The 12,319-nt window shown below is 38.1% G+C and carries 12 protein-coding genes; 3 read left to right on the top strand and 9 right to left on the bottom strand.

Annotation, left to right across the window (positions count from 1 at the left end; genetic code table 11):
- Positions 1-2 precede the first annotated feature (2 nt).
- From DDY94_RS04695 to DDY94_RS04715, 5 genes are all read right to left on the bottom strand, one after another.
- Positions 3-833 (bottom strand): CvfB family protein, encoded by an 831-nt coding sequence (locus DDY94_RS04695; protein ID WP_111682882.1) that lies wholly within the window; start codon positions 831-833, stop codon positions 3-5.
- Between the two features lie 108 nt (positions 834-941).
- A complete protein-coding gene (locus DDY94_RS04700; RefSeq protein WP_111682883.1) occupies positions 942-1,280 on the bottom strand; it encodes a DUF2853 family protein in 339 nt (112 codons plus the stop codon).
- Between the two features lie 105 nt (positions 1,281-1,385).
- Positions 1,386-3,146 (bottom strand): 2-succinyl-5-enolpyruvyl-6-hydroxy-3-cyclohexene-1-carboxylic-acid synthase, encoded by a 1,761-nt coding sequence (gene menD, locus DDY94_RS04705; RefSeq protein WP_111682884.1) that lies wholly within the window; start codon positions 3,144-3,146, stop codon positions 1,386-1,388.
- A 30-nt stretch (positions 3,147-3,176) separates the two neighbouring features.
- Positions 3,177-4,292, bottom strand: coding sequence for a chorismate-binding protein (locus tag DDY94_RS04710; protein ID WP_111682885.1), 1,116 nt, complete (start codon positions 4,290-4,292; stop codon positions 3,177-3,179).
- A 3-nt stretch (positions 4,293-4,295) separates the two neighbouring features.
- A complete protein-coding gene (locus DDY94_RS04715) occupies positions 4,296-4,721 on the bottom strand; it encodes a PaaI family thioesterase (protein WP_111682886.1) in 426 nt (141 codons plus the stop codon).
- A gap of 55 nt (positions 4,722-4,776) precedes the next feature.
- Here DDY94_RS04715 and DDY94_RS04720 point away from each other — a divergent pair, with 55 nt between their 5' ends.
- Together DDY94_RS04720 and DDY94_RS04725 are read left to right on the top strand one after the other, a co-directional pair.
- Positions 4,777-5,415, top strand: a complete 639-nt coding sequence (locus DDY94_RS04720; RefSeq protein ID WP_111682887.1) for an alpha/beta hydrolase — start codon at positions 4,777-4,779, stop codon at positions 5,413-5,415.
- A complete protein-coding gene (locus DDY94_RS04725; RefSeq protein ID WP_111682888.1) occupies positions 5,412-5,984 on the top strand; it encodes a GNAT family N-acetyltransferase in 573 nt (190 codons plus the stop codon). Before DDY94_RS04720 ends, DDY94_RS04725 begins: the two co-directional genes overlap by 4 nt.
- Here the strand turns inward: DDY94_RS04725 and DDY94_RS04730 are convergent.
- The 3 genes from DDY94_RS04730 to DDY94_RS04740 all read right to left on the bottom strand — a co-directional run bounded on the left by DDY94_RS04730 (position 5,981) and on the right by DDY94_RS04740 (position 10,816).
- Positions 5,981-6,304: a YtxH domain-containing protein gene (locus DDY94_RS04730; protein ID WP_111682889.1), complete on the bottom strand. Its 324-nt coding sequence runs from the start codon at positions 6,302-6,304 to the stop codon at positions 5,981-5,983. The genes DDY94_RS04725 and DDY94_RS04730 overlap by 4 nt on opposite strands.
- Before the next feature lie 92 nt (positions 6,305-6,396).
- The gene (locus DDY94_RS04735) at positions 6,397-7,566 is read right to left on the bottom strand and encodes an alpha/beta hydrolase-fold protein (protein ID WP_111682890.1); all 1,170 of its coding nucleotides are present in this window, start codon (positions 7,564-7,566) and stop codon (positions 6,397-6,399) included.
- Positions 7,567-7,645: 79 nt separating this feature from the next.
- On the bottom strand, positions 7,646-10,816 hold the full coding sequence (locus DDY94_RS04740; RefSeq protein WP_111682891.1) for a tail fiber domain-containing protein: 3,171 nt from the start codon (positions 10,814-10,816) through the stop codon (positions 7,646-7,648).
- A 204-nt stretch (positions 10,817-11,020) separates the two neighbouring features.
- Here DDY94_RS04740 and DDY94_RS04745 point away from each other — a divergent pair, with 204 nt between their 5' ends.
- The gene (locus DDY94_RS04745; protein ID WP_232817815.1) at positions 11,021-11,290 is read left to right on the top strand and encodes a hypothetical protein; all 270 of its coding nucleotides are present in this window, start codon (positions 11,021-11,023) and stop codon (positions 11,288-11,290) included.
- Positions 11,291-11,371: 81 nt separating this feature from the next.
- Here DDY94_RS04745 and DDY94_RS04750 read toward each other — a convergent pair whose 3' ends face one another.
- Positions 11,372-12,319, bottom strand: coding sequence for an NAD(P)H-dependent flavin oxidoreductase (locus DDY94_RS04750; RefSeq protein WP_111682892.1), 948 nt, complete (start codon positions 12,317-12,319; stop codon positions 11,372-11,374).

Below are 12,319 nucleotides of genomic sequence, written 5' to 3' on the forward strand. Positions count from 1 at the left end.
GTTTATTTGAGATAGATACCATCATCTTTGATCTCGATCTGACGTTCCTTATACAATGATCCAATAGCCTTTTTGAAGCTCTTTTTACTCATTTGAAGCTGGTCCTTAATGACATCGGGGCTCGATTTATCATGAAGTGGTAGGAAGCCGCTGTTGTCCTTCAAAGCATTTAGAATAAACTTTGCCGTAGGCTCAATATTTCTATAACCAATTTGACTTAATGAAATATCAAGTTTGTTATCGTGTCTAATTTTTTTAACGATTCCTTTAAGTCGATCACCAACGCTTATATCTTTATAAATTTCGTCCTTAAACACCAAACCTAGATGCTTCTTATTGACGATAACGTTCATGCCAATTTCAGATGGATGCGAAACGATAAGCTCTACTTCTTCAAACTGAGAAACAGTTAATTCTCGATTATCTAAAAAACGATTGGTTTTACTCGAAGCCACTAGACGTTCAGTTTCTTCATCGAGATAACAGTACACTAAGTACCAGCCACCAGCCTTCATTTTGAATGCTTGTTCTTTAAACGGGCAGAATAATTCCTTCACTAAGCCCCAATCTAAAAACGCACCAAACTTCGTTACCTGATTGCATCGTAATAAAGCGAAATCACCTTTTTTAATGTAGGGTTGGTCAGTTGTAGCAACTGGACGTTCTTCATTATCTAAATAAACGAATACGTCGAGCTTCTCTCCTATTTCAAATTCTTCAGGTACATAGCGATTGGGTAATAAAACTTCACCTTCATCACCATCACCCAAAAACAAACCTGGTTCTGTATCCCTTAATATTTCTAATGTATTGTATTCGCCTAAATGTATCATGCTGCAAAGGTATTGATATAAACGTCATCCCAAAACGAATTCGATATAAAGAAAAACGCTGCAATTATAAAATTGCAGCGTTATATTCTTAGTTATGGCCCTAATCTATTAGTAAACAGATGCTTTGTTGAAATGTTTTACTAATAAATAGTAAACCACAGCTCTATATTTATTTCTGTTAGATTGTCCATAAGTATCCATTACTGATGCAATGGCTCCGTCTAAATCATCACTTTCGCTTAAACCCAATTTTTTAATTAAAAAATTGTTCTTAACAGTTGCTAATTCTTTTTCGTCAGAACCAGAAACTGTTGATGAATCTGCATTGTAAATTGAAGGCCCTAGTCCAACAGTCACTTTTGTTAATAGATCCATATCAGCATTTACTCCACATTTTTCTTTCAAATCTGCGGCATACTTGGTGATTAATTCGTCTCTTTTACTCATGTTGTAAATTGTTTTAGGTTAAATATATTATCTCACTAAAGGTAAGTATTTTTTAGACACACAGAAAATGCTTTGGTCACATTTGGAACCTAAAATCCTAAAAAATTATTTTACAAAATTGAAGTATTCTAAGAGGATTTCGTCATTGATTTTTGACGGTGTGAATATCTCTAATAATTTTGGACGTTCAGAAGCTTTATAAAAGGATTCTAGTGTTGCATCTAATTCAACTTGATTAGAAGCTTCATTATATTCAAAACCAAACATATCACAAAGCTGTTTAGCTTTCAAATGGTGTTTTGTCTCAAAATATGTGTCGAAATTTTCAGTGTTCTTATGCCCTGGTAAAATTCTGAAAATACCTCCACCTTCATTATTGATAAGAACAATTCTAAAATCATTAGGAATGTAATTATTCCAAAGTGCATTACTATCGTAAAAGAAACTCAAGTCTCCTGTTATAAATGTGGTTCGTTTTTGGTTGGCAACCGCGGCACCAATTGCCGTGCTAGTACTACCATCTATACCGCTGGTGCCTCTATTGCAAAAAACAGTAATATCTTTTCTTATCTGAAATAACTGTGTATATCTAATAGCCGAACTGTTGCCAACTTGCAATTGACTTTGCTTCGGAATACTTTTCAAAACTGCATTAAATACTGTAAAATCCGAAAATGGGATGGTTTTTAAATATTGGTCGTGCTTATTTCGTCGATGTTGTCTTATCGCTAACCAAGTTGCCTTATAATTACTCTTTGCATGAAATTCTACCAAAGGTAAAAATGCTTCAAAGAAGGTGTTAGGCGACAAATGAATATGTTTTTCTAAGCAAAAGAAAGTGTCATTGGCTCTGAACAAATCTACATGCCAGTGATGTTTTGGTTTATATTTTCTGAGAAATGCTTTGATCTTTTTTGAGACCACCAATCCACCGAATGTTAGTAAAATATCAGGCTGAAGGGCTTCAAATCCCTCATCATCAAGAGAGGCGATCATTTTGTCTATTCCTGGGAAAAAATCTTTGTGATGCAAGTTGGAAGTTGTTTCAGAAAATACCAAAACACTGTCTTCATTTGCTAATTCCTGTAACCATTGTTCTTCAATAGAATTTGGCTGAAGTACACCCACAAGTATCATTTTTCTTTTTGCCCTATGCCAAATATCGATTAGGCTTTTTATTTCGAAATCATCAACTTTTTCTGTCCTGTCTTTCAAACTGAAAGGCTTCGGATTAATAGTCAAGGCTTCAACAGTTTCGTATAAAGGCTCTTCAAAAGGAATATTAATATGTACGGGGCCCGACTGAATTCTTGCCGCGGTTAATGCATCATGGATTTCCGATTCATTGTAAGTCTGAATGCTTTTCTGTAGTCCGAGGAAATGCTCTAACTTATTTTCAATACTCTTAAGAATTGGAAGTTCTTCCTCTTTACTGTTTTGTTTATCTTCTTTAAGATCTAATTTCAAATTTGCACTATACAGCACATGCTCTCCATAAACATTTTTTTGTTTGATGGTCTGACCATCACCAATATCAATTAAGTGCTTAGGCCGATCTGCTGACAAAACTACCAAAGGAATGTTACTGTAATAGGCTTCAGAAATGGCAGGGAAATAATTCAATAAGGCACTTCCCGAGGTACAAACGATAGCTACAGGTTGCTGTAATTGCTGAGCAATTCCTAAAGCGAAAAATGCAGCACAACGTTCATCAACTATACTGTAGCACTCAAAATAATCATCATGGGTAAAGCCAATAGTTAAGGGTGCATTTCTACTTCCGGGTGAGATAACAACATGCTTAACATTATGCGTTTTGCAAAGCGTTACAACAGTTTGTGACAAGGGGATTTTAGAATATTTCATCAAGCTACAAAGATAAGGAATATCTATATTTTAGCTCAATACGTTTAAGATAGTTTTAGTCTTATTTACGGTTTCTTCCCATTCTTTTTCAGGATTAGAATCTTTGGTTATACCACCACCAACATAAATACTTTCCTTATCGTTTGTTATTTGCATACAACGAAGGTTGACATAAAAATTTGAATACGTTCTTACCAATCCGTAAGCATTATTCTCAACGTTTCGTCGATTAGTGTTCCTCGTTTTGGTCTGTTTTAAATTGAGTTCTCCCAAGAACCCGGTGTAGTATTGGCGGTCGTAACCTTCATTATTTAATATGAAGTCTTTGGCTGGTGCCTTTGGAAAACCACAAACAGCAGGCGTAGGATGCAATGCTTCAATAATTGATCTCAGACTGCAACCTTCTTTAATTAAACCAATGATATAAGTCTTAAGATGCAAAAGATTACCAGCTCTTACTGTTTCAACTTCGGTGGTATTTACCTGATGTGTGTAAGACGAAATCTGATCAACGATGTAATCGGTAACGATCTGCTGTTCTTCGTACTCTTTTTCTGTCCATGCTATCTGATTGCGTGTAGAATATGGCTTTGTTCCGGCTAAAGAAATCATGGTAAGACGATTTCCTTCTACTTTGAATAAAAGTTCAGGTGTAGCTCCTAGCCAGAGACCTACTTTAGGGTGATACCAGCAATACACCATTGCTTTTTTATAGGTATTAAACAAGCGTTTAAAGACCGTTATGGGATGGTCCGTTTTTGAAGAAATATCAACTTTTCGGGATAAAACCACTTTGTCTAGATCACCGTCTTTAATTGCTGTAATTCCTTTGGAAACAAGATCTAGATGGAACTGAGCATCAGTATTATCGATGGTAGTCGGCTTGAAGTCCTCTTCAATATTAATATTGGAGACTTCTAAGGTAAAATGATCACAATTCGCTTCCGGAAGCAAAACACTTTTTTGACTAAGATCGAACGGTGAAAATACAAACCCACTCTCCGTAAAATTCTCAGTGGTATGTAATTCAGCATCATCTTGTAACCAACATTTTATGATCGAATTTATTGGCCTGCTATAAACCACAAAAGGCAATTTATCAGTGTACTGCTTTTCTAAAGTTTCAAAAAACGAATCAACCGTCATCGACTATTTCTTTTTTGGTAAACTAATGGTCGACAATCGACAAATGGACACCAAATTATCATCTTCGTCTGTTATTCTAATATCTAACAGTTGCGTGGTTCTACCCTTATGAAGAAATGTAGCTTTCGCATATACATATCCAGATTTTACGCTTTTCAAATGATTAGCAGTAATCTCTAGACCTCTAACAAAATAGGTGTCGAGATCCGTAAAAATATGTGAAGCAAAACTACCCACACTCTCGGCGAGTGCGGCAGTGGCACCACCATGCAAAACGCCGTCGGGTTGGTGTACTTTAGGTGTAACAGGCATCCTTGCCATTAAGAAGTCATCACCGTAATCTACAATTTCAATTTCTAAAGTTTCCATTAAGGTGTTCTTACTTACTGAATTAACCGTAGCCAGGAATTCTTCTTTAGATTTTTGCATATAAAATGAGTAGTTTTATTGTCAGTTTACAAAAATACTGAAACTACCAAGAATAATGAATCCTGAAGAAAAAGAAATCAATTACACAACGAGCAATTCCTACTCTACGTTGAATACGCTTTCAGAGACGACAAAAACTGTTTGGTTTGTATGCCATGGCATGGGTTATTTAAGCCGTTATTTTTTGAGATATTTCAAGGAGCTCAACCCTAAAGAACATTATATCATTGCTCCACAAGCCCCGAGCAAATATTATATTCAGCCTAAAATGCATGTGGGCGCTAACTGGTTGACGAGAGATAATACAAAGGCTGGAATGCAAAATATATTGAATTATTTTGATGCCATTTTTGAAGCAGAAAAAATCCCCAACACTATTAATTTCATTGTTTTTGGTTACTCGCAAGGTGTAAGTGTATCGATGCGCTATTTAGCGCATAGAAGACTTCAATGCTCGCAATTGGTGCTGCATTCTGGAGGTATCCCGAAGGAATTAAAACCAGAAGATTTTGAATACTTAAATCCAGAAACTGAAGTTAAACTCATTTACGGAACTGAAGACGAATTTTTGGATGCGTCTCGAATTGAAGACGAAACCAAAAGAGCGAAAGACTTATTTGGCACACGTCTTACTATTCTGCCCTTTAAAGGGAAACATATCGTTAATGTCGATTATATCAACCAATTAGTATGATCATCCCAACACTCGAAAATTCCCGTGTAAAACTTAGTCTTCTAGACTTGAGTAATTATAACCATCTCGAAGCCATCGCGCAGGAAAAAGACCTCATTTTTTATTCTCCTTCTGATATTTCAACACCCGAAAAATTAAAGCGTTATGTTGAATTGGCAGTTGACGGTTATTATCATAAAACGATCATCCCATTTATTATTTATGACAAAAAGAAAGAAGCTTATGCGGGCTCAACGCGATTTGGATTAATACATTGGAAAAACAAACTCCTGCATATCGGCTGGACCTGGATCGGGAAGGATTTTCAAGGAACAGGATTAAATGCAAACATGAAATTCTTAATGTTACAATACGCCTTTGAATCATTAGAATTTGAAAAAGTAGAATTCAGAATAGATGAACGGAATATGAAATCGCTTCGCGCGGTTGAAAAATTAGGAGCAAAACTAGAGGGCACACTTCGTAAGGACACTTTAATGAAAGACGGTTTTAGACGCAGTACCTGTTGCTATGGTATTCTAAAAGAAGAATGGCCGCAAATTAAAGCGACCATTTTCAAAAATTATTAACTCGACTGTTGAAGCGTTTTATTCTTTTCTTTTAAAATTGCTAATTGCTTTTCTAAAAATGTAATTGCTTGTTCAGTCTTATAGCTTGTTTTCGAAGCAAACTCTTTTAAGTCTTCTTTGAATTTATCCTTACCAGACTTTGCCGCCTTCGAAACATCTTCTTTAACTTCTTTGAAGTCACTTACTAATTGATCTTTGACCTCTTTACCTTCCTTTTTTAATTTATCTCTGGTTACGCTGCCCTTATCTGGCGCTAACAGAACCGCAGCTCCTGCACCGATCAAAGCACCTAGAACCAATGCGCCTTTAAATTGTATCATGTTGTTTTTCTTTTAGATTAATAGTTCCTTTAATTGTAAGTAGTGAAACTTCTCAATTTGTTACAAACAAATTCAATACCAGAGTTTTATATCTATTCTTTATAGCTGTTTAGTTTCTCATCAATCCACTCAGATACATCTCTGTAATAGTTTTTACTAACCTCCGATTTTTGCTCTTCGAGAAGTTTTTTGGTTTTTCTAAAGGAACTTTCTGCTAAATCCTTTCGTCCCATTTTATCGTAAACATCGCAGATATTCACGTAAATCTTAACCGTGGTTTCGGCCTTTTCTAAGGCCATTTTATAAACGGACAATGCAATATCCCATTGCTCTAGATCTCTGAAATCATTGGCAACAAAGTTCAAATACGCTGCACTAGGTTCGTGTGTGTATCCGAAAATTTTCCATTGTTTCAAATAAAAACTATCAACGAAGGGTTTTATATCATAGGTGCCATAAGATAGATCTTGCATCACCTTCTGATCGGCAAAGTAATTTCTACTCATACTGATAAGACCGTCACAAATAGAAGGTCCAACGATCTGCCAATGCCCAACACGTTCAATGGGTCTTCGATCGAAGGCCAAGGTCTTATTTGGGTAACGTTTCAAAAGTGAATCTATACTATTCACATAACCTGCAAATTCTACTTCGCGTCGACCAACGTCACCGTAGGAGAAATATAGGTACTTGCCGAATTTGGTATTCAACTTTAGTAACGAATCTGCTCGTTTTACAATAACATTATCGGTATCACCGAAAGAAGGACTTATTCCTATGTAGGCATTAAACATATCGCGCTTATCACTAAACAACGTATTTCCAACGAATGCTCCACCCCACGAATGTCCTAAAATGGCTCTAAATCCATCTGTTCTATAATTGGCTTCAACAATCGGAAATACCTCTTTTTGAAGGTGTTCCTGAAGTTTTGGATTTGAAGGGTTAAATTCAGATCCACGATTGTCAGACACAACGCCTACAACGATCATAGGCATTACTGAATAATTATCTACCAAATATCCAATATTTCCTTTCGCGGCATCCCAAAAGATCTTATGCTGAGCGTCTAAAATATAGGTCACGGGATACTTTGCAATAGAATCTCTGTTGTATCGATTAGGTAGAAAGACCTTTATTTGGCGTTCTTTTCCGAATATCTCAGAGTTTATAGTGTGAACTACTTCTTGTTTGTCTTGTGCGCTTAAAAATAAAGTGAAGGTGAAACTTAAAATAAAGGCTGTGATTAGGAATTTTCTCATGATGGTTAGATTTTTAATAACAACGTAAAAGATTGACTATTAATTGCTTTACGCTGTCAATTTTATCTAGAGATTCCTTTTAATTAATGTTCTTTTTAACAAGCTCATAAAGTTCGTCTAGCTTGGTCTTAAGTTCTTTATTTTCTTTTTCTAAAGTTTCTAATTTTGAATTAAGCGCTTTTATGGATTGAACATAAAGTGCATCATAAGTACCATAGGCCGTTTGATAATATCCTTGATTGTCCTTTTCAACATTTTCTGGAAAAACTTCCTTCAATTCTTGAGCAATAAATCCGTATTGTAAACCTTTTGGCCTGTTTGTTCCAGTTTTGTCATCGTTCCATTCATAGGTGACACCTCTCATTTGAAGTAGTCTTTTTAAAGCTTCTTCTTGGGCAAAGGTTTGAATATTTTTTTTCAATCGGCTATCACTATTTGCGAGCCAATCACCTGGTGCAGTTTTAGAGGCTGTTCCTTCTACTTCAAGAATATTTGTTGTGGGTATTCTCGAGAATCCAACTCTACCATTTTTAAGCATAGTCATAGCATTGGAAGCACTGTTATTAGCTACCACCAACAATCTATCATTTCCGTTAGCTACAGATGTACTTGCAGGAGTATACACATTACTGCCATAACCCAAAACCACCTCAGCATATGAATATGCAGTAACATTATTCCCGATGGCTTTAGAATGATCTCCAGATGCCTCTGAACCTTCACCAATAGCTACTGAATATGTACCACTTGCATCTGAACCTCCGAGCGAAATCGACTCATCGCCTGAGGCCAATCCTGCCCATGCTAATGATAATTCCCCGCTTGCTACTCCACCGTAAAATGCAGTAGATTCATCTCCTGACGCCTGGCCAAATCCTGATGAAAATGCATTATCACCCGCTGCGTTGGAGGATGCACCTATTGCTGCTGAACCAACACCACTTGCATTACTGCTATTTCCCATCGCAATTGAATTTTCACCTGAAACACTTGAATTATTCCCAAATGAAAAACCTCTATCAGCTGTTACTGCTCCTCCTTGAATAGCCACTGAAAAATCTCCACCCGCATCGACGCCACCTAATGATATCGCACCATTCTCAGATGCTAAACCAGCCCATGCCAATGAACTTTGACCGCTAGCAACGCCGCCATATAAGGCAGTTGATGAATCACCTGATGCCTGGCCTAAAGCAAATGCTGTTCCATTATCTCCAGACGCATTGGCCGACGAACCAATTGCAACGGCGCCTGTTCCACTTGAATTACTAGCATTTCCCATGGCTATAGCATCCTGCCCTGACGAGCTTGAATTCATACCATGAGCCAAACCTCTTGTTCCGGTTACAGCACCACCTTGAATGGCCACTGAAAATTCTCCACCCGCATCTACTCCTCCTAATGATATCGCACCATTCTCAGATGCTAAACCAGCCCATGCTAATGAACTTTGACCACTAGCAACACCGCCATATAAGGCAGTTGATGAATCACCTGATGCCTGGCCTAAAGCAAATGCTGTTCCATTATCTCCAGAAGCATTGGCCGACGAACCAATGGCCACAGCACCTGTTCCACTCGAATTACTAGCATTTCCCATGGCTATAGCATCCTGCCCTGACGAGCTTGAATTCATACCATGAGCCAAACCTCTTATTCCAGTTACCGCTCCTCCTTGAATAGCGACTGAAAATTCTCCACCCGCATCTACTCCTCCTAATGATATCGCACCATTCTCAGATGCTAAACCAGCCCATGCTAATGAACTTTGACCACTAGCAACGCCGCCATATAAAGCAGTTGATGAATCACCCGATGCTTGGCCTAAAGCAAATGCCGTTCCATTATCTCCAGAAGCATTGGCCGACGAACCAATGGCCACAGCACCTGTTCCACTCGAATTACTAGCATTTCCCATGGCTATAGCATCCTGCCCTGACGAGCTTGAATTCATACCATGAGCAAAACCTCTTGTTCCGGTTACAGCACCACCTTGGATGGCCACTGAAAATTCTCCTCCTGCATCAACGCCACCAAGAGAAATTGCACCATTCTCAGAAGCCAATCCAGCCCATGCCAATGAACTTTGACCACTGGCAATACCGCCATATAAGGCAGTTGATGAATCACCTGATGCCTGGCCTAAAGCAAATGCTGTTCCATTATCTCCAGAAGCATTGGCCGACGAACCAATAGCGACGGCTCCAGTTCCACTCGAATTACTAGCATTTCCCATGGCTATAGCGTCCTGCCCTGACGAGCTTGAATTCATACCATGAGCCAAACCTCTTGTTCCGGTTACAGCACCACCTTGAATAGCGACTGAAAATTCACCACCCGCATCTACTCCTCCAAGTGAAATTGCACCATTCTCAGATGCTAATCCAGCCCATGCCAATGAACTTTGACCACTAGCAATACCGCCATATAAGGCAGTTGATGAATCACCTGATGCCTGGCCTAAAGCAAATGCTGTTCCATTATCTCCTGAAGCTTCAGCAAAAGAACCAATGGCCACAGCACCTGTTCCGCTTGAATCACTCTCACTACCAATAGCAATAGCATCCTGTCCTGAAGAAGTGGAGTTATTACCATGAGCAAAGCCTCGAGTTCCTGTAGCAGCTCCTCCTTGAATAGCCACTGAAAATTCTCCTCCCGCATCTACTCCTCCAAAAGAAATTGCGCCATTCCCAGAAGCCAAACCAGAAATGGCGAAAGAATTTGTACCAGTCGCAGTTCCGAAAATAGCAGCAAAACTACCCGATCCTGAGGCCAATCCATTTCCTAAAACAACTGACAAGGCACCTACATTAGCATCGTTCCATTCGTTACTGTAGGCTTCACCTGCTCTAAAAGCTCCCTTACTTTTATCAAAAAAGAAACGTGAACTAGACCCAGAAAGGGTTGTACTTCCGAATACAAAATCATCGCTACCGACATTTGTAGTGTTTTGCACTATTCCACCAATACTCTGAAATTCTCCAGTTGCTCCAAAAGTGAGTTGATTCCAATTAGAACCGTCGTAAAACCAAAAACCAGCCGAATTATTGGTTTGATAAACCATCAAACCTTGAGCAGGAGAACCTATGGCAAGTCGCTGTACCTCGGTCATTCGGGGAATGAGAATCCCCGACGATGTACTTTCAATATCGAGCATAGCAGAAGCATCAGGATTGGTAGTACCGATTCCGACTTGAGCGATTGAAAAATTAATACATAAAAAGAATAATAGAAAAGTAAGGGTTTTCATAACGCGTAGTTTTAGAATATATATCTACATCGTAAAACCCATAAATTGTCATCACAACCATTAAGTTTCTGAATTTATCTGCGTCAATTCAAGGTCTTCAAAAAAATAAAGACTTCTTCAGTTTAACGTATTATTCGTAATCCCGACGAATAAAAGGTCACATTCAGAATAATAAATATAAATTCAGAATGAAATCAACCAATCATGAAATTTATCATTACGCTTCTAGCACTAGGTTTTATCAATTCTAGTCTATGTCAAATAACATTAAAAGATGAAGGTTTACACTTTGCAACAGGCGTTGTTTTGTCGAGTACAACCTATTATCTGGTCTATTCAAAAACAAATAATAAAACGAAAGCATTTTGGTATAGCCTTGGTGTATCTACTATAGCTGGACTTTCAAAAGAGATCTATGATGGCCATATCATTCGGGAAAATTTGATACTGGCGAATTTATTGCAATGGCATTAGGAGGCTTTACAGCCAGTTATACATTTAATATTTTCACAGGAAAACAAAGGAAAAAAAAACGAGAGAAACGCTTGGCTGCCCTTAGGTTATAAGCTTTGCAACAATGTCTTTAACGGGTAGAATCGCTTTGGTATGCTCAATACTCGGCCCGGCAACCCAAACCGTTTTATAAGTAGCCTTTTTGGCTGCTTTTTCTGTGGCTTTCATACCAATTGAAAATCGGACCATTTTTACCCATTTCTTAAGCTTGCGATTTTTATTGAGTAAATTCTCAATCCAGGTCGCTTTTGTTCCGATCTTTTGAACATAAGGTGTATTAATGACGGTACATGGAGTTCCTGAAATTCGCTCTGTCATAATAATATCATCAGCGCCATAATCTACACAGGCTTGTTTATATTCTTCAGTGACATTGGCTTCTGTTGATGCAATAAATGGACTCCCAACAGACACACCTTCGGCGCCATAGCTTAGCATTTCATCAATATCGGCTTTACAACCTACGCCACCTGCAGAAATAACGGGAATGTTGCAGTTTTCATTTAATTGCTTGATCAATTCTTCTGGTGAAAGATTTCCACGATGGCCACCTGCTTCATTATTTACCGCAATAAGGGCATCAGCTCCAAGGCCTTCAACCTTTTTCGCAAACTTTAAATCTGTGACATCGCAAAATACTTTTATTCCGGCTTTATGAGCCTGCTTAATGGTTTCCTCTGGACTACCAAGCGACGTGATGATAAAATCACAACCTTCTTTACACAGTACCTCGAGCTGACCTTTATATTTTATGTTAGATTTGTTTACAATCAAATTAAATCCAAAAGAACCACCTTCAACTTTATTGGCATGTAACTCCTTTATGGCTTCAGAAAGTTCTTCAAGCGTTCTATAATTTAAAGCAGGAATACAACCGGCTATCCCAGCTTTCATAGCCTCAGTTACCATCGCAACATTTGAAACCAAAAACATTGGTGCCTGTATAATTGGATATTTGATTTTGAGTAATTCGGTCAGTTTTGTTTGCAT

This window comes from Winogradskyella tangerina (assembly GCF_003260205.1).
GTDB lineage: Bacteria > Bacteroidota > Bacteroidia > Flavobacteriales > Flavobacteriaceae > Winogradskyella > Winogradskyella tangerina.

Excerpts from the sequence above, each read along its gene's own strand:
- DDY94_RS04700 (WP_111682883.1), bottom strand. The coding sequence starts at position 1,280 with ATGAGTAAAAGAGACGAATTAATCACCAAGTATGCCGCAGATTTGAAA.
- menD (WP_111682884.1), bottom strand. The coding sequence starts at position 3,146 with ATGAAATATTCTAAAATCCCCTTGTCACAAACTGTTGTAACGCTTTGC.
- DDY94_RS04720 (WP_111682887.1), top strand. The coding sequence starts at position 4,777 with ATGAATCCTGAAGAAAAAGAAATCAATTACACAACGAGCAATTCCTAC.
- DDY94_RS04710 (WP_111682885.1), bottom strand. The coding sequence starts at position 4,292 with ATGACGGTTGATTCGTTTTTTGAAACTTTAGAAAAGCAGTACACTGAT.
- DDY94_RS04730 (WP_111682889.1), bottom strand. The coding sequence starts at position 6,304 with ATGATACAATTTAAAGGCGCATTGGTTCTAGGTGCTTTGATCGGTGCA.
- DDY94_RS04750 (WP_111682892.1), bottom strand. The coding sequence starts at position 12,319 with ATGCAAACAAAACTGACCGAATTACTCAAAATCAAATATCCAATTATA.
- DDY94_RS04715 (WP_111682886.1), bottom strand. The coding sequence starts at position 4,721 with ATGCAAAAATCTAAAGAAGAATTCCTGGCTACGGTTAATTCAGTAAGT.
- DDY94_RS04740 (WP_111682891.1), bottom strand. The coding sequence starts at position 10,816 with ATGAAAACCCTTACTTTTCTATTATTCTTTTTATGTATTAATTTTTCA.
- DDY94_RS04725 (WP_111682888.1), top strand. The coding sequence starts at position 5,412 with ATGATCATCCCAACACTCGAAAATTCCCGTGTAAAACTTAGTCTTCTA.
- DDY94_RS04695 (WP_111682882.1), bottom strand. The coding sequence starts at position 833 with ATGATACATTTAGGCGAATACAATACATTAGAAATATTAAGGGATACA.
- DDY94_RS04735 (WP_111682890.1), bottom strand. The coding sequence starts at position 7,566 with ATGAGAAAATTCCTAATCACAGCCTTTATTTTAAGTTTCACCTTCACT.
- DDY94_RS04745 (WP_232817815.1), top strand. The coding sequence starts at position 11,021 with ATGAAATTTATCATTACGCTTCTAGCACTAGGTTTTATCAATTCTAGT.